Here is a 22,416-nt window from a genome sequence, read left to right as displayed (position 1 = left end):
CGAGTCTTGCGAGCACGCAGCCACCGCATGGGGGTACCACCCACGCCGTCCGGGCAGTGGGGGAGCGACGGCCACGAGGTGGGCCGATGAGCATGTACCGGGACCGGGCGCACCGGGGATCGGCCAGGGCCACCGTGCTGCGCACGGTCGGCACCCGTGAGCGGCGCTCGCACCTGACCGCCCCGCGCGTGCCCACGGTCGGCATCGACATCGGCGGCACCAAGGTCATGGCGGGCGTGGTCGACGCGGACGGCACCATCCTGGAGAAGGTCCGCACCGAGACCCCGGACAAGTCCAAGAGCCCCAAGGTCGTCGAGGACACCATCACCGAGCTGGTGCTCGACCTCTCCGACCGGCACGACGTGCACGCGGTCGGCATCGGGGCCGCCGGCTGGGTCGACGCGGACCGTTCCAAGGTCCTCTTCGCCCCGCATCTGAACTGGCGCAACGAGCCGCTGCGGGACCGCCTCGCGGGCCGCCTCGCGGTCCCCGTCATGGTCGACAACGACGCCAACACCGCCGCCTGGGCGGAGTGGCGGTTCGGCGCCGGCCGCGGCGAGGACCACCTCGTCATGATCACGCTCGGCACCGGTATCGGCGGCGCGATCCTGGAGGACGGCGCCGTCAAGCGCGGCAAATACGGGGTGGCGGGCGAATTCGGCCATATGCAGGTCGTGCCCGGCGGCCACCGCTGCCCGTGCGGCAACCGCGGCTGCTGGGAGCAGTACAGCTCCGGGAACGCCCTGGTACGCGAGGCCCGCGAACTGGCCGCGGCCGACTCCCCGGTCGCATACAACATCATCGAGCGGGTCGGCGGCCGGGTCGGCGACATCACGGGGCCGCTGATCACCGAGCTCGCCCGCGAGGGCGACGCGATGTGCGTCGAGCTCCTCCAGGACATCGGCCAGTGGCTCGGCGTCGGCATCGCCAACCTCGCCGCCGCCCTCGATCCGTCCTGCTTCGTCATCGGCGGCGGCGTCAGCGCCGCCGACGACCTGCTGATCGGCCCGGCCCGGGAGGCCTTCCGGCGCCACCTCACCGGCCGCGGCTACCGCCCCGAAGCCACCATCGCCAAGGCCCAGCTGGGCCCCGAGGCGGGCATGGTGGGCGCCGCGGACCTCGCCCGCCTGGTCGCCCGCCGCTTCCGCCGTGCCAACCGCCGTCGGGTCGAGCGCTACGAGCGCTATGAACGGGCCGGCCGCCGATGACCGAAACCGAATCCCCCACCATGCGCGACGACCACCACACCGCCCTGCCGCCCCGGGCCAAGCAACGCCGCCCCCTGCTGACGGCGCTGATCGTCTTCCTGCTGATCGCGATCCCGGCCGGCTACATCGTCATCTCCGCCGAGCAGAGCCGCGACAGCGGCGAGGGTAAGGAGGCCGAGGCCGCCGCCACCGGCCTGACCAACGCCTTCCCCTCCAAGGTCCAGCAGCGGATCTACAACGTCCCAGTACCGATCGGCTCGACCCCGGTCTACTACTACGAGACCAACTCCTGGGAAACCAGCTCGCTGTTCGTCCAGTTCCGGACCAACGAGTGGGGCCTGGAGCACTACCTCGCGGCCGTCGGCACCAGCACCGCCGCCCTCAAGAAGGACCACAGGACCATCCCGCCGACCCAGGCGGCCAAGGTCGGCTGGGACTTCAGCATCGACTGGCCCTGGGCGGGCACCACGACCACCAGCCGCGGACCGCATCCGTCGCAGCGCATCATGGTCAGCTACGACGAGCCGGGGCACCCCGTGGTGTACACGGTGTCGACGGTCACGTTCTGACCGCGGCAGGCCCGTCGAGCGCCGAGAAGACGCCCGGCAGAGTTTGAGATTTCCCACGCCGGCGACCGGCAGTAAGCCCTTGACGAACCGTCAGGGAAGCCTTCCGGGAGCTCGGGAAGCCGCGGTCGGGGCGGGCCGCCGCGGTCTCCGAGTTCCTTGTGCGGCATGGGGCGGGAGACGCCATGGAGGCCGGCGCGAGGCAAGGTGGGAGCGCGTCGCGACGTCGAGTGTGAGCGTGATGTCGACGTCGTAGGTGGTGTTCATCGCCATGTCGACGGCCAGGACGGCCTGTTGCCGTGCCACCCGGGTGCCCGAGTAGGGTCGGGGGCTGCGTGATGGCTGAGGGCTGCACCCCGGCCTCCCGGCCCCTGTGAGGGCACATGCGTACATGGCCTTCCCGGCCCCACCCGGGAAGGGTGCATGGCATGTGCACGTAGGGGAAGCGTCCGTACGCGCCGGGCACCGGGTTGCGGCTCCGATGTCTCACGGGCAGTACGGCGGACCCCCGGGTCCGTCCCCCCACACAAAGAGTCGCGCGTGCGCGGCCGCAGATCAGGAGCACCAGTGCAGGGCATCCCCCACATAGCCAGCACACCGCACGACGGGCGATTGTCGTCCGTACCCCCTGCCCGCAGGGAGCCGTACCCGGCGCAGCACCCAGGGCGGGACATGACACAGCCCGTGCCGCACCGGGGCGTCGCGCCTCGCGGGACCCCGGCCGCACGACGTCCCCAGGCCGCCGCCCCCCAACTCCCCGTCTTCATCGGCCGGTCGGGCTGGCGCAGGCGGATGCTGCAAGCCCTGGCGCTGGCCGTGGGATGCGCCTGTCTCGGGTATCTGCTGTTCGTCGGCACGCTGATCAGCGGTCTCCGGCAGTCCGTCGGCACGCACCCGCCGAGTATGAACGGACCGGTGCCGTCCGGCCCGGACACCGGCACGGCGCAGCGCGGCCACGGCGCACCGGCCCGAGCCGAGGCACACCGGCCGCCGGCCAGGGCCCACGTGGACCGCGACGACCACCGCCGCCCGCCGGCCGGCAGAGCCGCCCCGCCGGCCGGAGGCACGAAGCAGTGAGCCGGCACTCCACCGCCGTTCGGCGCCCGCCGCGCGGACACTGGCTCGTCCTCCTGCTGGTCCTCCTGGTGGTCGCCGTCACCCTCCTCTTCGAGGGCTGGACGACCCACCAGGTCGACGCCGCGCGCACCAAGCCGCCGTGCACCCGGCCGATCCCGCGCGCGGCGGACGACGGGAAGCCGCTGCTGCGGTTCGGCCCGAAGGGGGTCGCCACCGCGGCCATGCCGCCGGGGACCGTCGCGCTCACCTTCGACGGCGGCTTCGACCCGGTGTGGACGCCGCGCCTGCTCGACCTGCTGCGCAGGCACCACGCGCGGGCGACCTTCTTCGTCTACGGCAAGGACGCGGCCCAGCACCCGGAGCTGATGCGGCGGATCCTGCGCGAGGGGCACGAGATCGGCTCGTACACCTACAGCGGCGGCGACCTCGGTGTCGCCTCACCGCTGCGCGCGCGGCTCGAACTGTCGCTCACCCAGAGCGCCCTCGCGGGTGCGGCCGGCATCAACACCACCCTGCTGAGGCTGCCGCACACCACGGCCGCGGACACGCTCTGCGGCGCCGAGTGGACGGCCGCGAAGCACGCGGCGGCCCAGGGGTACCTGGTGGTCGCCTCGGACCACAAGGACCGCAAGCCGTGGCGGGGGTTGGTGACGCAGCACAGCCAGACCGACCTGGGCTACCACGAGGCCGAGGACCTTCTGCAGGACCGCGGTGTGAAGCGGTTCACCACCGTCAGCGGCGGGCTGGAACGCCTGTCCTTCCTCGACGAGGTCCCGGTCGCCCAGGAGATCAAGGGCGAGGGCCTGATCTGGTCGCAGCGGCTCGGGCACGCCTTCCTCACCGTGATGGTGTGGACGCTGACCCTCACCGGTGTCCTCGGCGTCCTGCGGATGCTCCTGTTCGCGCTGTTCGCCCGGCTCCACGTGCGCAGGCTGCACCGGTACCGGCCCGGCGCACCACGACTGCGCGAGGTGCGGGACCCGGTGACGGTCCTGGTGCCCGCGTACAACGAGGAGGCCGGCATCGCCTCCACCGTGTACTCGCTGCTCGCTTCCACCCATCCGGACCTGCAGATCATCGTGATCGACGACGGCTCGACCGATGCCACCGCCGACATCGCCGAGAACATCGACGACCCGCGGGTGACGGTGATCCGGCAGCCCAACGGCGGCAAGCCCAGCGCCCTCAACACCGGCCTGGCGCACGCCCGGCACGACATCGTCGTCATGGTCGATGCGGACACCATCTTCGAACCCGCGGCGCTGGCCCGGCTGGTCCAGCCGCTCGCCCACCCGGCGGTCGGTGCGGTCAGCGGCAACACCAAGGTCGGCAACCGGCGCCGCCTGCTGGGCAAATGGCAGCACCTGGAGTACGTCCTCGGCTTCAACCTCGACCGGCGGATGTTCGAGGTCCTGGAGTGCATGCCGACGGTGCCGGGGGCGATCGGCGCCTTCCGCAGGGACGCGCTGATGGGCGTCGGCGGCGTCAGCGACGAGACCCTGGCCGAGGACACCGACCTCACGATGGCGCTCTGGCGGGCCGGCTGGCGCGTCGTCTACGAGGAGTCGGCCGTCGCCTGGACCGAAGTGCCCAGCACCGTAAGGCAGTTGTGGCGGCAGCGCTACCGCTGGTGCTACGGCACCCTCCAGTCGATGTGGAAGCACCGTCACGCGGTGACGGAGGTCGGCCCCGCCGGACGCTTCGGCCGTCGCGTGATGCTCTACGTCACGCTGTTCCAGATCGTGCTGCCGCTGTGCGCACCGGTCGTGGACCTGTTCGCCCTCTTCGGGGCGCTGTTCCGCGACCCCGTGGAGGCCGGCCTCGTCTGGTTCGGGTTCCTCGCCGTCCAGTTGGTCACCGCCGCGTACGCGCTGCGGCTCGACCGCGAACGGCTGCGCGTGCTGTGGGTGCTGCCGCTCCAGCAGTTCGTCTACCGGCAGTTGATGTACCTGGTGGTCATCCACTCCGTGATCACGGCGCTGCTCGGCACCCGCCTGAAGTGGCACAGCATGAAGCGCACCGGAACCGCCGACCCGTATCTGATCGAAGCACCGTCCGCGGAGACGTCCGGAGCTCCGCTCGACCAGCCGCCCCCGCGGCGGAGCCTGTCGTCGCAGTGACGGGACGGAGCGGACGGGAGGGGAACCGGCGAGCGGCCGCGCGAGTCGGACCTGGGACCTGATCAAGGGAGTTGACCATGACAGACCCGCTTGACCAGCGGGCCGGACGCACCACACCCACAGGGGAGCAGGGCCGGCACGGCGACGCCGGGAGCCGTCCGGTGCGCCGGGGGCCGGTGCGGGTGACGGGCGAGCTGTGGCGCCCGGAGCCGGCGGGCGGCCGGGGACCGTACGTCGAGCCGGATCCGGACGCCGATCCCGGGCCGTACGCCGATCCGGGGCCGTACGCCGATCCGGCTCCGCAGGCCGGCCAGGGCCCGTACGCGGCCCCGGAAGGCGCCGCCGTGCACGAACGGTTCGCCGAACGCCCCAGCTCGCGCTACGGGCCCCGGCGCGCCCACGCCCGGCAGCCGAAGAAGCGCAGGAGGCTGCGGCGGGCGGTGCTCGTCCTGCTGGCCGTTGTGGGCGTCGCGGCGGGCGGCACGTACGGCTGGGCCGAGACCCGGCTCCAACGTGACGTCGACCTCGGCGCGTACGGGGACCGTCCGCCGCCCGGCGAGGGCACCAACTACCTCGTCGTGGGCTCGGACAGCCGCGACGGACTCTCCGACGACGACGTGAAGGACCTGCACGCCGGCGGGGGCGGCGGGCGGCGCACCGACTCGATGATGTTGCTGCACACCGGGGCCCATGGAACCAGCATGGTCAGCCTGCCGCGCGACTCCTGGATCACCGTGCCCGGCCGCCTCGACACGTCGACGGGCAAGACCAAGCGGCCCGAGGGGGACAAGCTGAACGCCGCCTTCTCCTACGGCGGCCCCGAACTGCTCGTGCACACCGTGGAGAAGAACACCGGGCTGCGCATCGACCACTATGCGGAGATCGGCTTCGCCGGGTTCGTGAACATCGTCGACGCCATCGGCGGCGTTCGGATGTGCCTGGAACGGGACATCAAGGACGAGAAGTCGGGCGCCGATCTGCGCAAGGGCTGCCACACCCTGAACGGCAAACAGGCGCTCGCCTTCGTCCGCGAGCGGCACCAGGAGAAGGAGGGCGACCTGGGCCGGTCGAGGAACCAGCAGAAGTTCCTGTCGACCCTCGCCCACCAGGCCGCCCGCCCCGACACCCTCTTCGACCCGCTGAAGATCGGCCCCGCCGTGCAGGCCGGCCTCGACACGCTCATCGTCGACAAGGGCATGAGCCTGCGCGATCTCAGCAGGATGTTCCGCGCCGTGCAGAACGTCACGGACGGACACGGCAAGCAGATCAACGTCCCCGTGTCCGGCATCGGCGTCCCCACACCCAAGGGCAACGTACTGAAATGGGACGCCAGGAGGTCGGTCCGGCTCTTCGACGACCTACGGCACGACCGGCCGGTGACGGAGACGGGCAAGCCGTCCCGGCACCGCGGCCCTGCCGCCCGCCGCGCGCCGTAGACGGGAACGGGAGCGCCCCGTCCGGGTCTCGGGGTGGCTCTCCCACCGCGGTGAGAAGAAGAGTCTGAACGAACAGGACCTGCTCAAGCTGGCGGCGGAACTGGTGCGGCGGGTGCATGTCCGGACCAGCCTTACGCCTCCGCCGGGGTGGCCGGTCGTGTCGCGTAGCGGTGGCGCATGGCGTCGCTGGCCGCGGGGCCTGCGGTGAAGACATAGGCGGCGCTGTCGTCGAGTCGGCGGCCGGTCTTGGCGTCGACGACGACGGGCTCGACTTCCTCGCCGCTGTGCGCGTCGATGAGGATCATGCTGCGTTCGGCCGATGTGAGGCGGGAGTTGCCCCATGCGGCCAGGGCGACGATCACCGGTCGCAGGGAGTGCCCGAGTTCGGTGAGGACGTACTCGTGGCGCACGGGGTTGCGCTGGTAGGGCCGGCGTTCCAGCAGCCCGTCCGCGACGAGGGTTTTCAGCCGGGCGGTGAGCATGCTGGAGGAGATGCCCAGGCTCTCCTGGAACTGGTCGAAGCGGGTGTAGCCGTCAAAGGCATCGTGGAGGATCAGCAGCGTCCACCACTCGCCTACGTGTTCCACCGTCGTAGACAGCGGGCACTCTCGGTCCGACAGCCTGATCCGGCTTGCCACGGCGACCACCCCCTCGGTTACTGCTAAAGTCGAAGTTAGTGGGTGCTATTTTAGCAGTAACGACGGGAGCGGACGGGAGCGGTGCCTTCTGCGTCCGCACCCGGGAACGGAGCACATCGTGACCTCCCTCAGCGAATGCCTCGAAGGCCGATGCGCTCTGGTCACCGGCGGCACCAAGGGCACCGGAGCCGCCATCGCCCGACGTCTCGCCCAGGTCGGCGCAAACGTACTGGTCACCGCCCGCAGCCGCCCTGACGACGTCGAGGAGAATGCGTTCATCACCGCCGACCTGTCCACCGCCCAGGGCGCAGCCCACGTCGCCGCCGAGGTGGAAGCCCGCGTGGGAGGTGTCGACATTCTGGTCAACACCCTCGGCGGGTCCGAGTCGCCGGCTGGAGGGTTCGCAGCGCTCGGCGAGGACGACTGGGCCAGGGAGCTGAACACGAACCTGCTGGCCGCTGTCCGCCTGGACCGCGCACTCCTGCCGCACATGATCGCCACGGGCAAGGGCGTGATCGTGCACGTCACCTCGATCCAGCGCCGCATGCCGCTGTGGAACGGAACCCTGGCCTACGCCGCCGCCAAGGCCGCCCTGACCACCTACAGCAAGGGCCTGGCCAACGAGGTCGCCCCGCACGGCGTCCGCGTCAACACCGTCTCGCCCGGCTTCGTACAGACCTCGGCCGCCGACAACCTTGTCGCCCGGATCGCCCACGAGGCAGACATCACCCAGGAAGCGGCGCTGGGCCGGCTCATGGACTCCCTGGGCGGCATCCCGCTGGGCCGTCCCAACCGGCCTGAGGAAGTCGCCGAGCTCGTCGCCTTCCTCGTCTCCGACCGCGCCTCGGCCATCGTCGGTGCCGAACACGTCATCGACGGCGGCACCACCCCCACCGTCTGAACCTGCCACCACCCCAGGGAGCGTCATGCACGGCAACCCGCCCCGAACCAGCACCGCGGACCCCCTGCCCGAGGTGATCACCCGCTACCTGAAAGCGCACCGCGCCCACGACACCGCAACCGCACTCACGGCGTTCACCCGCGACGCCACAGTGATCGACGACGGCGACACCTACGAGGGCACCGGGGCGATCGGGGAATGGCTCGACCGATCCGCCACCGAATTCCACTACACCATCCACCTCACCGGCGCCCAGCAGACCGACGCAACCCGCTACCTCGCCACCCACCACCTCGAGGGCAACTTCCCCGGCGGGGCCATCGATCTGCGCTACCAGTTCACACTCCGCGACGGCCTCATCGAACGCCTCGTCATCGAGCCCTGAGCCCCCACCCACGCCAGGAAGACCATCTGGCCCGGCCCGTGAAGTGCCATTTCCCGCAGTTGCTCGCCTCGGTGGGCATCGGTTCGGACAGTGCCGTCACTTCTCGCTCACGCCGGAGCCGCGGACGAGATTGCCTTCCTGGGCCCGGTGTTCATGGACGAGTCGGACGGCCATGGCGCCCTCCCCCGCGGCGGAGGCGACCCGCTTGACCGACCCGCTCCTGACGTCACCCGCGGCGAAGACGCCCGGCATCGTGGTCTCCAGCATCAGTGGCCCGCGCCCGAGCGATTCCCAGATGTTCTCGTCGGCCGCTGCCCGGGCGTCGGCGCCGGTGAGCACGAACCCCCGTCGGTCCAGCGCGACCACGTCCTTCAGCCACTCGGTGTGTGGCCGGGCGCCGATGAACACGAACAGGACGCGGGCCGGCAGTTCGTGACGGTCGCCGGAGGCGTTGTCCTCCACGGTCAACGACCGCAGGGTGCCCTCTCCGTTGACCTGGCGCACTTCGGTGTGGGTCAGCACCTCGACCTTCGGATGGCGTGTCACCTGGTCCACCAGATAGCGTGACATGTCCTTGCCGAGGTCGCCGCTGCGGACGAGCAGATACACCTTGGGTGCGTATTCGGCGAGGAAGAGCACCGCCTGGCCTGCGGAGTTGCCCCCGCCGACCACGGCCACCGGGTCCATCCGGCACAGGTTGGCTTCGTGGAGGGTGGCGGCGTAGTAGACGCTGGAGCCTTCCAGCCGGTCGATGCCCGGGATGTCGAGCCTGCGGTAGCGCACTCCCGAGGCCAGGACGATGGTGGCGGCCCGGATCTCGGAGCCGTCCGCGAAGGTGAGGGTGTACCGGCCGTCACGCGGTTCGAGCGAGGTGGCCTCGGCGGGAACGGTGAGCTGTGCGCCGAATTTGCGGGCCTGGAGCACCGAGCGTTCCATGAGTTCGCCACCCGAGATCCCGGACGGGAAGCCCAGATAGTTCTCGATGCGCGAGGAGGTGGCGGCCTGGCCTCCGGTGGCCATGGCGTCGACGGCTACGGTGACGAGGCCGTCCGATGAGCCGTAGACCGCGGCGGCGAGCCCGGCCGGGCCCGCGCCGATCACCACCAGGTCGTATTCACCGTCGCCGTGCGCAGAGGTGGGGAGCCCGATGAGGCGGGCGAGGTCCGCGACGCTGGGATTGCGCAGTATTTTCTCTCCCTTCCACATGACGACCGGGGTCTCGTCCGGGCGGATGCCGAACCGGCGCAGCAGCGCCTCGGCTTCCTTGTCCTTCTCCAGGTCGATCCATCGATGTGGTAGCCGGTTGCGGGCGGCGAATTCACGCAGTCGCAGGGTGTTGGGCGAGTAGCACGAGCCCAGGATCCGGAAGCCGGCGCCCAGGCCGATGAGCAGGGACCGGCGGCCGAGGTAGGCGCGCAGCACCAGGTCCCCGAGGGCCGGATCGCGTGCCACCAGGACCCGCTGGCGCTCCACCGGGACCGCGAGGACCTGGCCGGGCTTGCGTACGACCGCGGTGTCGAACGCCGTCTGCCCTTCGAGCAGACCGAGTTCCCCCAGGAAGCGGCCGGGGCCGTGTACCGCCACGGTGCGTTGGTCGGGATCGCCGTAGTCGTGGATGACCTCGACCATCCCGCTGACGATGGCAAGGAACTCCTCGCACGGTTCGCCCTCGCGGAACAGCACCTCGCCCCGCCGCGTGGTGCGGTACTCGCCGTACTGGGCCAGCGCATCGAGCTGTTCCGGCGTCAGCCGGGGGTAGGCACCGTGCTGATCGCGGGTTTCGGTCAGTATCCCATCCGGGCCCGCGGCGGTCATCAGACCACGGCCTCGTGGACGTAACACCAGCGCCAGTTCTCTCCCGGCTCGAAGGGCTGCACGATCGGGTGGCCGACGTTGGCGGCGTGCAGACGGGCGTGCTTGAGTGGCGAGGAGTCGCAGCATCCGACGTGTCCGCAGGTCAGGCACAGCCTGAGGTGCACCCAGGGAGAGCCGAGGCGCAGGCACTCCTCGCAGCCCTCGGGGGTGCGCGGTGTCACCGGGCGCACGAGCGACAGGTGCCAGTCGCTTTCGGTGGTCATGATGGTCGTCCTTCCTTGGCGGACGGGCTCAGCGGGGACCCGCGATGGTCTCCTCGACCCATTGGCGCAGCACGTTGGCGGGGGCGGCGCCGGCCTGCCGGGCGATCACCTCTCCCTGGTCGAGGAGGAGCAGGGTCGGCACGGCCTGCACCTGGAATCGCTGGGACAGCCTGGGGGCCTGGTCGACATCGACCTTGACGAGCTTGATCTTTCCGGCGAGCTCGCGGGCGACCTGTTCCAGTGCGGGGCTGACCATGCGGCAGGGACCGCACCAGGTGGCCCAGAGGTCGACGAGGACGATGGGCGCCGCCTTGTCGGCGATCTCCGCGAAGTCGTCATCGCCGGCATCGACGATCCAGGGCAACGGGGTACCGCAGCTTCCGCATTTGGGGCGCCCGTCCCCCGCTGCCGGCACCCGGTTCTTGCGGCCGCACGACTCACAGACGACCGTCTTGCTCGGGCTCGTTGTCACCGTTCTCACGCAGCCATTCCGTGCTCTGCCTGGGCCGGCCTGTCGTACGTCACGACCAGTTCACCGTTCTGGGCGTCGACCCGGATCGCCGAGCCGTCCCGCACATCGCCGCGGATGAGGGCGCGCCCGACGAGTGTTTCGACCTCGTGCGAGATGTAGCGGCGCAGCGGCCGTGCCCCGTAGACGGGGTCGAAGCCCTGCTGGGCGATGAGCTCGCGGGCCCGCTCGGTGAGTTCGACGGTGATCTGGCGTTCGGCCAGGCGTCGGCGCAGGTCGTTGAACTGCAGCTCGACGATGCGCTTGATCTGGTCCATGCCCAGGGGCTTGAACAGCACGACGTCGTCGACGCGGTTGAGGAACTCGGGGCGGAAGTGGCTTTGCAGTTCGCCCATGACCAGAGCCCGTGCCTCGGGTTTGATCTCGCCGTCGGAGGTCACCCCGTCGAGCAGATGGGCGGAGCCGATGTTGGACGTCATGATGACGACGGTGTTGCGGAAGTCGACGGTGCGGCCCTGGGCGTCGGTGATCCGGCCGTCGTCGAGTACCTGCAGCAAGGTGTTGAAGACATCGGCGTGTGCCTTCTCGACCTCGTCGAACAGGACCACGGAGTAGGGCTTGCGGCGTACCGCCTCGGTGAGCTGGCCGCCCTCCTCGTAGCCGACGTATCCGGGTGGCGCTCCGACCAGTCTGCTGACGGTGTGCCGTTCCTGGTACTCGCTCATGTCGAGGCGGACGATGCTCTCCTCGGTGTCGAACAGTGCCGCGGCGAGCGCCTTGGCCAGCTCGGTCTTCCCGACGCCGGTGGGGCCGAGGAAGATGAACGAGCCGATGGGACGGCGCGGGTCGCGGATGCCGGAGCGGGCCCGGATGATGGCGTCGGTGACCAGCTTGACGGCCTCGTCCTGGCCGATCACCCGCTCGGTGAGGATCTCGTCGAGCCGCAGCAGCTTCTCCCGCTCGCCTTCCTGCAGCCGGGTCACCGGGATGCCGGTCCAGGCGGCGACGATCTCGGCGATCTCGTCCTCGGTGACGACCTCGCGCAGGAGCCGGGTGTCGCCCTGCTTGGCGGCGAGCGTCTCCTCTTCGGCGGCCAGCCGGCGTTCGAGTTCGGTGAGTGTGCCGTAGCGCAGTTCGGCGGCACGGTTGAGGTCGTAGGTGCGTTCGGCCTCTTCCGCTTCCTGACGGACCTGTTCCAGTTCCTGACGCAGCTCCTGCACTCGCCGGATGGCCTGGCGTTCGGCCTCCCACTGGGCGTTCATGGCGTCGGCCTCGGCGCGCAGGTCGGACAGTTCGCGCCGGAGCTCCTCCAGCCGCTTGCGGCTGGCGGCGTCGGTCTCCTTTGCGAGGGCCGCATCCTCGATCTCCAGACGGGTCACCCGGCGGGTGATCTCGTCGAGTTCGGCCGGCATGGAGTCGATCTCGGTGCGCAGCCGGGCGCAGGCCTCGTCGACGAGGTCAATGGCCTTGTCCGGCAGGAAGCGGTCGGAGATGTAGCGGTGGCTGAGGGTGGCCGCGGCGACCAGCGCGGTGTCCTGGATCTTCACGCCGTGGAAGACCTCAAGACGTTCGCGCAGGCCGCGGAGGATGGAGACGGTGTCCTCCACGCTCGGCTCGTCCACCAGGACCTGCTGGAAGCGGCGTTCGAGCGCGGCGTCGGACTCGACGTGTTTGCGGTACTCCTCCAGCGTGGTGGCGCCGATCATGTGCAGCTCACCGCGGGCGAGCATCGGCTTGAGCATGTTCCCGGCGTCCATCGCGCCCTCGGCGCCGCCGCCGGCGCCGACGACCGTGTGGAGTTCGTCGACGAAGAGCAGGATGCGCCCCTCGGCGGCCTTGACCTCGCTCAGCACGGCCTGCAGTCGTTCCTCGAACTCACCGCGGTATTTGGCGCCCGCCACCAGCGAGCTCATGTCGAGGGAGAAGATGGTCTTCTCGCGCAGCCCCTCGGGGACGTCGCCGCGGACGATCCGCTGTGCCAGGCCCTCCACGATGGCCGTCTTGCCGACGCCCGGATCGCCGATCAGCACGGGGTTGTTCTTCGTCTTGCGGCTGAGGATCTGGGTGACGCGGCGGATCTCCGCGTCCCGGCCGATCACCGGGTCCTTCTTGCCGCTGCGCGCCTCGGCGACCAGATCACGGCCGTACTTCTCCAACGCCTCGTACGCGGCCTCGGGCGTCGCCGAGGTGACCCGCTGGTTGCCGCGGATGCGGGTCAGCGCGGAGAGGAAGACGTCCTTGGTGATGCCGTGTTCCTTGAGCAGACGTCCCGCCGCGGTCCTGGAGCCCTCATCGGCCAGTGCCAGGACGAGGTGCTCCACGGACACATATTCGTCCTTGAGCCGCTTGGCCTCCTGCTCGGCGGTGTCCAGCAGCTTGGCCAGCCGCTGGGTGACGTACACCTGGCCGGGTGTGGCGCCGGGTCCGGTCACCTTCGGTCTGCGTGACAGCTCGCTCATGAGCGAGGCGCGCAACGCCTTGGTGTCGGCGCCCGCTTGGTCGAAGAGCCGCGGCACCAGCCCGTCCGGCTGGTCGAGGAGGGCGAGCAGCAGATGCTCACCGTCGACCTCGGTCTGGTCCATCCGGCCGGCGATCGTCTGGGCTTCCTGAAGGGCTTCCTGCGACTTCAGGGTGAGCCGGTTCATATCCACGATTCATCACTCCTCGAGCCGGCGTTGCTGCGTCTCAACGCGGCCTCCAACTCACTGATCCGGTCGAGCAGGTCGAGCACCAGACCGAGGGAGGCGTAGTTGAGGGGGAGCCCGGCCCGTAGCCGTTGGATGCGGGCGAGAGTTGCGGGCGCGCCCGGGTCGAACCACAGCCGGCCGCTGTGGTCGCGGGTGGCGTCGACCAGGCCGAGGGTGACGAACCGCCGGACGAGATCGGGGTGGAGTCCGGAGCGTCGGGCCACGACGTCCAGGCTGAGTCTGTCGACGGGCGCGAGGGCGTAGTTGCGGACAACGACGTTCAGGGCCCGTTGCTTGTCCGGCGCCGTCGGCCGGCGATGCCCGGCCTCCGGCCCGGCGGCAGCGCGCCGTGGATCATGGGTCATCCTGGCTTCCTCGGGTCGAAGGTGGACACGGCGGCCAGCTCCTTGAAGAGCTCACGCTCCCGGTCGCTGAGTTCGGGCGGCACCATGATCCGGATTTCCGCGTAGAGATCTCCGTCGGCGCCACGGGGGTTGGGCATGCCCTCGCCGCGCAGCCGCAGCCGGCGGCCGCTGGACGAGCCCTTGGGAACGGTGACTTTGGCGGTGCCGCCGGGCGTGGGTACCGGTACCGTCCCGCCGAGCGCCGCCTCCCAGGGCGTGACGGGAAGCGCGACGTGGATGTCCCGGCCCTCCAGGCGGAATCGCGTATCGGGCTTGATCCGTACGCGGAGGTACAGATCTCCCGGGGGACCGTCGTCGCTGCCCCTGCCGCCTTCCCCGGCCAGCCGGATGCGCTGTCCGTCGACCACGCCACGCGGGATGTTGACGTCGTAGGTCCGCTGTCCGCCGAGCCCGGCGAGGGTGATGCCGCGGCGGCCGCCGTGGTAGGCCTCCTCGACACCGAGCTGGATCTCGGCCTCCTGGTCGGCCCCGGGAACCGGGCCCCAGCGTCCGCCGCCTCCGCCGCGGCCGTACAGCCCGCCGAACAGGTCCTCGAAGTTGAAGCCGGAGCCGTCGAATCCCTCGCCGTAGTCGGCGAACCGGACCCGGCCGCCGCCGGTGGACCAACCGCCGCCCCGGGCTCCCGCCCCGGCCCCCACGCCCGCCCCCACCCGTTCTTCCCAGTCCTCCGGGATCTGCCGGAAGTCCTCGCCGAAGCGGTCGTAGCGCTTGCGCGTCTTGGGGTCGGACAGCACGCTGTACGCCTCGTTGAGCTCCTTGAAGCGCTCCTCGGCCTGCGGGTCCTTGTTGATGTCGGGGTGGTGTTTGCGGGCCAGCTTGCGGAAGGCCTGCTGTATCTCGTCGGAGCTCGCGTCGCGCTGCACCCCGAGCACGTCGTAGTAGTCCCGTGCCATGGGGCGTCACTCCTGCCGCTTGCTGACCATGACGGCCGCGGGGCGCAGCTGCCGGCTTCCCTCGCCGTAGCCAGGACGCACCGCCTGCACGACGGTGTTCGGCTCGGCATCGGGGTCGTCGACGGTGCCGACGACCTCGTGCACGGCCGGATCGAACGGCACTCCGGTCTCCTCGTAGCGGGGATACCCGAGCCGGCGGAGCACGTCGACCGCCTGGTCGCGTACGGTCTTGACGCCTTCGACCACGGCGGACGGATCGGATCCGGCATGGGTGAGCGCCAGGTCCAGATTGTCGACCACCGGCAGCCAGGCCGCCGCGGTGCGGGCACGTTCCTCGTTCCGTATGGCGTCCAGTTCCTTGGCGTGGCGCTTGCGGAGGTTGTCGAGGTCCGCGAGGGCGCGGCGCCAGCGGTCCTGGAGTTCGTCGAGGGCCGCGGCGTGGTCGTCCACCTCCGGCTGCTCCGGGGGCAGGGCCTGGCTCAGCTCGTCCTGGGGCGTCGTCGGCTCCTGTTCGGTGGACATCGCCGCACCTCAGCTCTTGTCGAATTCGGCGTCGACCACGTCGTCGTCGGATCCCGCGGAGCTGCCCGAAGCACCGCCTGCCCCGGCGTCCGCCGTGGCCCGCTCCTCCGCGGACGGGCCGGCGCCTGCCTGGTGGGAGGCCAGCGAGGCGTGGATCTGCTGGAGATCGGAGGTCAGCGACCTGACCTTGTCGAGCGGCGCTTCTTCCTTGACGGCTTGCCGGGCGTCGGTGACGAGCATGTCGGCCCGTGCCTTCTCGTGCGCGGGTGCGGCGTCGCCCAGCTCGTTCAGCCGGCGTTCGACCTGGTAGGCAACGGCGTCCAGTTCGTTGCGGGCGTCCACCGCCGCGCGCAGTGCCTGGTCCTCGCCGCGGTGCGCTTCGGCCTCCTGGACCATCCGCTCGACCTCGCTCTGGTCGAGGTTGGAGCCCTCGCTGATGGTGATGCCCTGCTCGGCGCCGGTGTCCTTGTCGCGCGCGGTGACGTTCAGGATGCCATTGGCGTCGACGTCGAAGGTGACCTCGATCTGCGGCTCGCCACGGGGCGCGGGGCGGATGTCCTTGAGCTGGAAGCGGCCCAGGACGCGGTTGTCCTTCGCGAGCTCGCGCTCTCCTTGCAGGACGACGACGTCGACGGCTCCCTGGTTGTCCTCGGCGGTGGAGAAGGTCTCCGTGCGGCGCACCGGGATGGTGGTGTTCCGCTCGATGATCTTGGTCATCACACCGCCGCGGGTCTCCACGCCCAGCGACAGCGGGATGACGTCGAGCAGCAGGACGTCCTTGACGTCGCCCTTGAGCACTCCGGCCTGGATCGCGGCGCCCATGGCCACGACCTCGTCGGGGTTGACGCTCATGTTCGGGTCCTTGCCGCCGGTCAGCCGGCGGACCAGGTTCTGGACGGCGGGGATGCGGGTGGAGCCGCCCACGAGGATGACCTCGTCGATATCGCTCTCGCTGATCTTGGCGTCGGCCATCGCCTGCTTGACCGGTTCCATGGTCCGCTCGACCAGGTCGGAGGTGATCTGCTCGAACGTGGACCGCATGACGGTCTCGGTCAGATGCTTCGGGCCGGCGGCGTCCGCGGTGATGAACGGCAGGCTGACCTGCGTCTGGGTGACCGAGCTGAGTTCGGTCTTGGCCTTCTCCGCGGCCTCGAAAAGCCGTTGCAGGGCCTGCGGGTCCTTCCGCAGATCGATGCCGTTGTCCCGTTGGAAGTTGTCCGCCAGGTGGTCCACCAGCCGTCGGTCGAAGTCGTCGCCGCCCAGGTGGCTGTCGCCCGCGGTGGACCGGACCTCGACCACCCCGTCGCCGACGTCGAGCAGGCTGACGTCGAAGGTGCCGCCGCCCAGGTCGAAGACGAGCACGGTCTCGTGCCCCTTCTTGTCCAGCCCGTAGGCGAGGGCCGCCGCCGTGGGCTCGTTGATGATGCGCAGGACCTCCAGTCCCGCGATGCGCCCCGCGTCCTTCGTCGCGGTGCGCTGGGCGTCGTTGAAGTAGGCGGGGACGGTGATGACGGCTTCCGTCACCTTCTCGCCCAGCTGCTTGGCGGCGTCGTCGGCGAGCTTGCGCAGGACCAGCGCGCTGATCTCCTCGGGCGCGTACAGCTTGCCGCGTACCTCGAAGCGCGCGTTGCCGTGGTCGTCGGCGACCACGTCGAAGCCGACGGCCTTCGCCTCGTCCGAGACCTCGTCGTAGCGGCGGCCGATGAAGCGCTTCGCCGAGTAGATGGTGCCCTTGGGGTTGAGGATCGCCTGGCGGCGGGCCAACTGACCGACGAGCCGCTCGCCCGTCTCGGTGAACCCGACGACCGAAGGGGTCGTGCGGCTGCCCTCGGAATTCGGGAGAACCGTCGCCTCACCGCCCTCCCACGCGGCGATCACCGAGTTGGTGGTTCCGAGGTCGATGCCGACTGCCTTAGCCATGGGGATACTCCTTCATCGAAAGCCACGGAAGCGTTCGCGCGCCCTGTGCCGCGGGGTCTCACTCCTCGGTGGCGGTGGTGCCGGCCGCCGCGCTCCCGAGCCGGTTGAGCATGCCGCTGCTACTGGTTCACGGCTGACCGCATCAGTCTCGCGATGGCGGGCGACCCGCGGCCTGCGCCTGCGAGGCCGAAATCCGTAGGGAATCTCGGTCTGCCAGGGTGAGCTGATCAAAGGGCATATCGGACAAGATCTGCGTCATTGGGTAGTGTGGATCTCGGGCGAGTCCCTTAGAAAGGCCCGTGATCCCACCATGGCCACGACCTCGGGCACGACGGGCCGGTCCCCCCGGAACAGCTGGGGCCGCGAGCACCTGGCGAACCTGTACAGCCTTTTCGTGCTCTCGATGATCATGAATGGTGCGCCGGACGAGAGCGACGTCCTGACGCGGGCCCTCACCGCCGTCGGCACCCTCGGTCCGTGCCGCGCCGAGGCCGCCTACCTCACGCTCGCCAACGGCCTGACCCGCACACCCGCCGACTGGCCCCACGCCACCCCCCACCTCGATGCCCAGGTCCGCAGACTGGGCGGTCAGGGTGGGCCGGTCACGGTGCCGGACCGGGAATGGGGCTGGAGCCTCGCGCTGCGCAGCACGGCGGACGCCATCGGCCACCTGGTGGTCAGCGCACCGGCCCAGCCCACCGATGACGAGTACTTCCTGCTGCGGGTCCTGGCTCAGCAGACCGCGGCGGCCCTGACGCAAGCCATGGCCCGGCGCACGGAACGCCACCGTGAACAGCAATTGCGGCAGCTCAGCGATGACCGCGCGGCCACGAACGCCCGGCTCACCACATCCGTCTCCGAACTGGAGCATCAGCGCTCCGTCCACGAGATGCTCAGCGACGCCTCCGCGCACGACGACGGCGTACAGGGAATCGCCGAGGCCCTCCACCGGCTCACCGGCTACCCGGTCGCCATCGAGGACCGCTTCGGCAATCTGCGGGCCTGGGCGGGCCCGGGCCGCCCCGACCCCTACCCCAAACCCGAGGCGACCTCGCACGAAGAGCTTCTGCAGGATGCGGCCCGCCGGCAGCGTCCGGTGCGGGTGGCGGAACAGGTCATCGCGCTGGCCCAGCACCGTGGCGAGGTCCTCGGCACCGTGGCCTTGATCGACCCCGAAGCAGGCTCCGGCGAGGAAGAACGGTTCGCCCTCGATTACGCCAGCACCGCGCTGGCCCTGGAACTGGCCCATCTGCGCAACCTCGCCGAGGTGGAACTGCGGCTACGACGTGAACTCGTGGACGACCTGATCACCGGCACCGATGACGCGAGCGCCTACGCCCGGGCCGCCGCCGTCGGCCATGACCTGCGCGGTCCGCACTATCTCGCCGCCGTGCAATGGGTGGGCCGGCCGGCCGACGACACCTTCGTGCAAGCGGTCGGCAGGTCGGCAGCCGGGCTGCGGATGCGGTCACTGCTGGCCAGACGGTCCGGGATGGCCGTCCTCGTACTGCAAGGCCGTCCCCCAGCGAAGGCCCTGCACGAGGCAGTGGGCCGCGAACTCGGCTCACCCACCGGCTCGATCGGTGTGGGCGGCCGCTGCGACACCCCGAGCGAGATCCCCCGCTCGTTCCAGGAAGCGTTGCGCGCCCTGGAGGTCCGCCAGCGCTCGCAGTCCCCCCACGGCGCCACGACCTTCGACGAACTGGGTCTCTACCGCATCCTGGGGTCGGGCGGCGGCTACCGGGAGGTCGAGCAGTTCGTCCGTGAGTGGCTCGGCCCGCTCCTGGACTATGACGCCGCCCACCACTCGAACCTGGTCCGGACCCTCTCCCAGTACTTCGAGTGCGGCGGCAACTACGACGCCACGGCAGCCGCCCTGGCCATCCACCGCAGCACCCTGCGCTACCGGCTCCAGCGCATCCGCGAGGTCAGCGGCAGCGACCTCGGAGCCGTCGACAGCCGGCTGAACCTGCACGTCGCCACCCGGGTGTGGAAAGTCCTGGGCGGCTGACCCTGACCAGGAGGCGAGCGATGCACCGGCGGACAGCGGACACCCCCGTGGCCGCTGTCGCCCACCTGGGCGGAGTACCACTGACTCCCGGCGACCACATCTGTGCCCTGTACCGGGGGCGTGCCGAGCGGGACCAGCTCATGACCCCCTTCTTGGCGGAGGGCCTGAGTACAGGGCACCTCTGCCTCCTCTTGGGTACGGAGGGCGACGGCTGTACTTTTCGCGACGTCTTGGCCTCTCACGCCCCCGCGGTGGGCCGGGGCGGCAACAACCTCCAGATCAGGGGCCCGAACGAGTATCTGCGGGACGGGACCTTCGACGGAGACCGCGCACTGGCCCGGCTCTCCGCATGGTCGGACGAGATGTTCCCGTCCGACAACGACACCTGCGCCCGGCTCGCCGCCGACATGAGCTGGGCCCAGCCCTTGGTGCAACCCGCCTTCGTCCAGGACCTGGTCCGGTACGAGATGCACGCGACCCGGTGGCTGCGGTCGCATCCTCAGGTGGTGATGTGCATGTACGACCTGGAGATGTTCCACAGTGACCTGATCGTCCCCCTGATCAAGGCCCATCCGAAGGTCTGGCTGAACGGCATGATCATGGAAAATCCGTACTTCCTCGATCCCGACGAGGAGACCGGGCCACCGGCCTCCGGGGAGACCTGACACCGCTTACCGCCCACGGCTCCGGCCGTGCGCACATCCCGCCGTCCGGTTCCGGCACGGAACCCCGGCTTGCCGCACGGAACGCGGCGCTGCCTATCCGACGTCCTTGGGTGGCGGAGCCGAGCCGTCACCGTGCCCCCGCCGGAGTTCCTGTTCCTCTTCCGCATCCGTCGCCTCTTCCTCCGGTGCCGGTCGCTCCTGTCGGTCCTCCCGCGCCTCCCGGACCGGCTCGACATCCCGTTCCAGCGGTGTCGTGCCCAGTGCGGCCGTCAGCTCCTCCAGGGCCCCCAGCAAAAGTTCCGCGCCACGCCGCACCACCGGATCATCACCGTCGTCCGCGCCCTCCCAGGCATCGAGCGCCGCCGCTACCCGTTCCCATCCCGGGGCCCGCCGCTCGCGTACGTCCCGGGCCGCACGCGCGGTGTCCGCCCGCAGGGCCGCCGCGAACAGTGCGGCTTCCGGGACGGGCCGCACCCCTCGTCCCGGCAGATGGGCCTCCAGAAGCATCGCCGCCCGCCCCATCGACGCGAGCGCCTCGTACGCGTCCTGGGCCGCACTGCGGGTCAGTCCACGATGCTTCACCGGCTCATGCTTGGACCGCTCGAAAGCCTCGTCCCACGCGGCCTCCTTCTCACGGGCGGCAAGCAGTGCCTGCCGCACTTCCGCGCGATGCTGGCCGCCGGGATCCGCGTAGCTGCCGACCACCGCCGCCGCGTACCGCCCGTTCGCGGCGAGCCAGTCCGCGAGACGGTCCAGCAGTCGTGGGGTCTCCCAGGCCGGAAAGATCACATAGGCCAGCATCGCGAGCGCACCGCCGAGCAGGGTCAGCAGCACCCGGTCCCGCACCGTCTGGTGCCACTCCTCGCCCCCCATCCCGAGCAGGAAGACAACATACGCTGCGGCGAAGGACTGCGAGACCGCGTACCCGGTGCGCATCAGCAGGTACATCAACCCGGCCGAGAACACGGCCAGCCCGCCGGACAGATATGCGCCCGGGTGAGCCAACTGCACCACTCCGGTGGCCAGTCCGACGCCGACGAGAGTGCCGGAGAACCGGGCCACGGCACGGGAGTAGGTCTGGTGGAAGTCGGGCCGCAACACCATGACGGAGGTGATCGGCACCCAGTAGCCGTGGCCCAGCGGAAGCGCATTGCCGAGCAGGTAGCCGAGGCAAGCCACCCCGGCGAGACGTACGGCGTGCCGGAGAACCGTCGAATCCCAGACGAGCTCGCGGCGCATCGCACGCAGCACGACCGGCACCATCCGGAACATGGTCGGACGCACCAGTGCCGGGGCGTTCGCCGCGTGAGGGTCACCGCTGTCCGCGGTCTCCACGACCTCGTGCAGCAGATCGAACAGCCGCACCGCCGCCAGCCGCGCCGGCCCCCGCAGCACCTCGTCGTCCCCGGCCCGGAGGGTCTCCATGGCTTTGGAGGGCGCCCGGACCGGGGTACCGCGGCGGATCGAGTGGGCAGCGGCGTCCAGCACCTCGCCGGCCGCCTTCAGGAGTTCCCGCGTCCGGTCGCGTTCCGGCCCCTCCGCCGGAGCGCCGACCCGGGGGTCGGCGAGGGAGGCGAGGACCGGGCGGATGCGCTCGGCCAGGCCGCGGGGGCCGTGCAAGGCGGCGGGCCGCCGGCGCGCCTGCCACGGCGTGACCGCAGCGGCGTCGCGGGCCGTCATCATCGGTTCCGGGGCGAAGGGGGCCACCGGGTCGTGCCGCAGCCGCCGGGCGTAGTCGGCCACGGCGGCGAGGGCGTGGGCGAGCGCATCCCGGTGCGCTCCCCAGCGGCGGATCGGGAACAGCAGGATCAGCGTCGCTTGCACCACACCGCCGAAGGCGATCACCGCGGCGTGCTCCAGCGCCTGCACCACGGTGGTCGGCAGGGTGACGGTCACCAGCATGATGCCGATCGTGGTGGCCGCGACGATCCCGGAGGTCGAGCCCGCGGCCCAGGCCATTCCGGCGCCGAAGGACCACACGGCGAGCAGCAGGAGGAACGGCACGGGGTGCGCCCCCGCCAGGTATCCCAGGAAGGTGCTGAGCGCCAGGCCCGCGCCGGCGGCCAGCGCGATCACCTTGCGCGGGCGCCAACTCCGCTGGAACGTGGCGGTGCCGGCCGAGAAGGCTCCGAACGCGGCGGACGTGGCATAGGCCGGGGAGACAAACCACAGCGCGAGCCCGATCACGGTTGCCACTCCGGCCGCGGCGCGCAGTGCGACCAGCGGCTCGAGCCGGGTCCGCTCAATCGTCAGCCCGGAGCGCACGACCAGCCCCAGCGCCCGCAGCCACGTCACGGCGCCGAGCTTAGGGCGAGGCCGGGGCCGTCCGCCGTCAGCCGCACCGTGCACCCGCCCACGTGAGCCACCACGCGGTGCCGCCCGGGAACGAACCGAGGAGTCCGGCCGGAACGCCGG

At 70.7% G+C, this 22,416-nt stretch carries 20 protein-coding genes; 10 read left to right on the top strand and 10 right to left on the bottom strand.

Annotated elements, in window-relative coordinates; all coding sequences use genetic code 11:
* The first annotated feature begins 86 nt into the window (after positions 1–86).
* From ACFV1J_RS31105 to ACFV1J_RS31080, 6 genes are all read left to right on the top strand, one after another.
* Positions 87–1,208, top strand: a complete 1,122-nt coding sequence (locus ACFV1J_RS31105) for an ROK family glucokinase (RefSeq protein ID WP_385863627.1) — start codon at positions 87–89, stop codon at positions 1,206–1,208.
* On the top strand, positions 1,205–1,777 hold the full coding sequence (locus tag ACFV1J_RS31100) for a hypothetical protein (RefSeq protein ID WP_385863625.1): 573 nt from the start codon (positions 1,205–1,207) through the stop codon (positions 1,775–1,777). The genes ACFV1J_RS31105 and ACFV1J_RS31100 overlap by 4 nt, the downstream gene beginning before the upstream one ends.
* Positions 1,778–2,446: 669 nt before the next feature.
* Positions 2,447–2,851 carry a hypothetical protein gene (locus ACFV1J_RS31095; protein WP_385863623.1) on the top strand — a complete coding sequence of 135 codons (405 nt, stop codon included), beginning with the start codon at positions 2,447–2,449 and terminating at the stop codon, positions 2,849–2,851.
* Positions 2,848–4,971, top strand: coding sequence for a bifunctional polysaccharide deacetylase/glycosyltransferase family 2 protein (locus tag ACFV1J_RS31090; protein WP_385863622.1), 2,124 nt, complete (start codon positions 2,848–2,850; stop codon positions 4,969–4,971). Before ACFV1J_RS31095 ends, ACFV1J_RS31090 begins: the two co-directional genes overlap by 4 nt.
* Positions 4,972–5,048: 77 nt before the next feature.
* Positions 5,049–6,407 carry an LCP family protein gene (locus ACFV1J_RS31085; protein WP_385863621.1) on the top strand — a complete coding sequence of 453 codons (1,359 nt, stop codon included), beginning with the start codon at positions 5,049–5,051 and terminating at the stop codon, positions 6,405–6,407.
* Positions 6,385–6,615 (top strand): hypothetical protein, encoded by a 231-nt coding sequence (locus tag ACFV1J_RS31080; RefSeq protein WP_385863661.1) that lies wholly within the window; start codon positions 6,385–6,387, stop codon positions 6,613–6,615. Before ACFV1J_RS31085 ends, ACFV1J_RS31080 begins: the two co-directional genes overlap by 23 nt.
* Here ACFV1J_RS31080 and ACFV1J_RS31075 read toward each other — a convergent pair.
* Complete coding sequence (locus ACFV1J_RS31075; RefSeq protein ID WP_385863619.1) at positions 6,539–6,994, bottom strand: winged helix-turn-helix transcriptional regulator; 456 nt, start codon at positions 6,992–6,994, stop codon at positions 6,539–6,541. The genes ACFV1J_RS31080 and ACFV1J_RS31075 overlap by 77 nt on opposite strands.
* A gap of 169 nt (positions 6,995–7,163) precedes the next feature.
* Here ACFV1J_RS31075 and ACFV1J_RS31070 point away from each other — a divergent pair, with 169 nt between their 5' ends.
* Positions 7,164–7,946, top strand: a complete 783-nt coding sequence (locus ACFV1J_RS31070; RefSeq protein WP_385863617.1) for an SDR family oxidoreductase — start codon at positions 7,164–7,166, stop codon at positions 7,944–7,946.
* 25 nt (positions 7,947–7,971) lie between these two features.
* Positions 7,972–8,331: a nuclear transport factor 2 family protein gene (locus ACFV1J_RS31065; protein WP_385863615.1), complete on the top strand. Its 360-nt coding sequence runs from the start codon at positions 7,972–7,974 to the stop codon at positions 8,329–8,331.
* A 96-nt stretch (positions 8,332–8,427) separates the two neighbouring features.
* On the opposite strand, the gene ACFV1J_RS31060 is transcribed toward ACFV1J_RS31065, so the two are convergent.
* The 8 genes from ACFV1J_RS31060 to dnaK are packed head-to-tail and all read right to left on the bottom strand — an operon-like array spanning position 8,428 to position 17,325.
* A complete protein-coding gene (locus tag ACFV1J_RS31060) occupies positions 8,428–10,146 on the bottom strand; it encodes an FAD-dependent oxidoreductase (RefSeq protein WP_385863613.1) in 1,719 nt (572 codons plus the stop codon).
* Complete coding sequence (locus tag ACFV1J_RS31055) at positions 10,146–10,409, bottom strand: UBP-type zinc finger domain-containing protein (protein WP_385863612.1); 264 nt, start codon at positions 10,407–10,409, stop codon at positions 10,146–10,148. Before ACFV1J_RS31055 ends, ACFV1J_RS31060 begins: the two co-directional genes overlap by 1 nt.
* A gap of 28 nt (positions 10,410–10,437) precedes the next feature.
* Positions 10,438–10,881 (bottom strand): thioredoxin, encoded by a 444-nt coding sequence (gene trxA, locus ACFV1J_RS31050; RefSeq protein ID WP_385863660.1) that lies wholly within the window; start codon positions 10,879–10,881, stop codon positions 10,438–10,440.
* A 5-nt stretch (positions 10,882–10,886) separates the two neighbouring features.
* Positions 10,887–13,529 carry an ATP-dependent chaperone ClpB gene (gene clpB / locus ACFV1J_RS31045; protein WP_385863611.1) on the bottom strand — a complete coding sequence of 881 codons (2,643 nt, stop codon included), beginning with the start codon at positions 13,527–13,529 and terminating at the stop codon, positions 10,887–10,889.
* On the bottom strand, positions 13,520–13,930 hold the full coding sequence (locus ACFV1J_RS31040) for a chaperone modulator CbpM (RefSeq protein ID WP_078953265.1): 411 nt from the start codon (positions 13,928–13,930) through the stop codon (positions 13,520–13,522). The genes clpB and ACFV1J_RS31040 overlap by 10 nt, the downstream gene beginning before the upstream one ends.
* Entirely contained in the window at positions 13,927–14,883 is a 957-nt protein-coding gene (locus tag ACFV1J_RS31035) for a DnaJ C-terminal domain-containing protein (RefSeq protein ID WP_385863608.1), read from the bottom strand. The genes ACFV1J_RS31040 and ACFV1J_RS31035 overlap by 4 nt, the downstream gene beginning before the upstream one ends.
* 6 nt (positions 14,884–14,889) lie before the next feature.
* Complete coding sequence (locus ACFV1J_RS31030) at positions 14,890–15,405, bottom strand: nucleotide exchange factor GrpE (RefSeq protein ID WP_385863606.1); 516 nt, start codon at positions 15,403–15,405, stop codon at positions 14,890–14,892.
* Positions 15,406–15,414: 9 nt separating this feature from the next.
* Positions 15,415–17,325: a molecular chaperone DnaK gene (gene dnaK / locus ACFV1J_RS31025; RefSeq protein WP_385863603.1), complete on the bottom strand. Its 1,911-nt coding sequence runs from the start codon at positions 17,323–17,325 to the stop codon at positions 15,415–15,417.
* Positions 17,326–17,635: 310 nt separating this feature from the next.
* On the opposite strand from dnaK, the gene ACFV1J_RS31020 reads away from it, so the two are divergent.
* Positions 17,636–19,336: a PucR family transcriptional regulator gene (locus tag ACFV1J_RS31020; RefSeq protein ID WP_385863601.1), complete on the top strand. Its 1,701-nt coding sequence runs from the start codon at positions 17,636–17,638 to the stop codon at positions 19,334–19,336.
* Between the two features lie 20 nt (positions 19,337–19,356).
* Positions 19,357–20,001 carry an MEDS domain-containing protein gene (locus tag ACFV1J_RS31015; protein WP_385863599.1) on the top strand — a complete coding sequence of 215 codons (645 nt, stop codon included), beginning with the start codon at positions 19,357–19,359 and terminating at the stop codon, positions 19,999–20,001.
* 93 nt (positions 20,002–20,094) lie between these two features.
* Here ACFV1J_RS31015 and ACFV1J_RS31010 read toward each other — a convergent pair whose 3' ends face one another.
* A complete protein-coding gene (locus ACFV1J_RS31010) occupies positions 20,095–22,296 on the bottom strand; it encodes an FUSC family protein (protein ID WP_385863597.1) in 2,202 nt (733 codons plus the stop codon).
* Between the last annotated feature and the right edge of the window lie 120 nt (positions 22,297–22,416).

Origin of the sequence: Streptomyces sp. NPDC059649, from assembly GCF_042734445.1 — a bacterium.
Taxonomy (GTDB): domain Bacteria; phylum Actinomycetota; class Actinomycetes; order Streptomycetales; family Streptomycetaceae; genus Streptomyces.
Note: the sequence above shows the minus strand (reverse complement) of the source record. Positions and strands in the feature narration are given on the sequence as shown.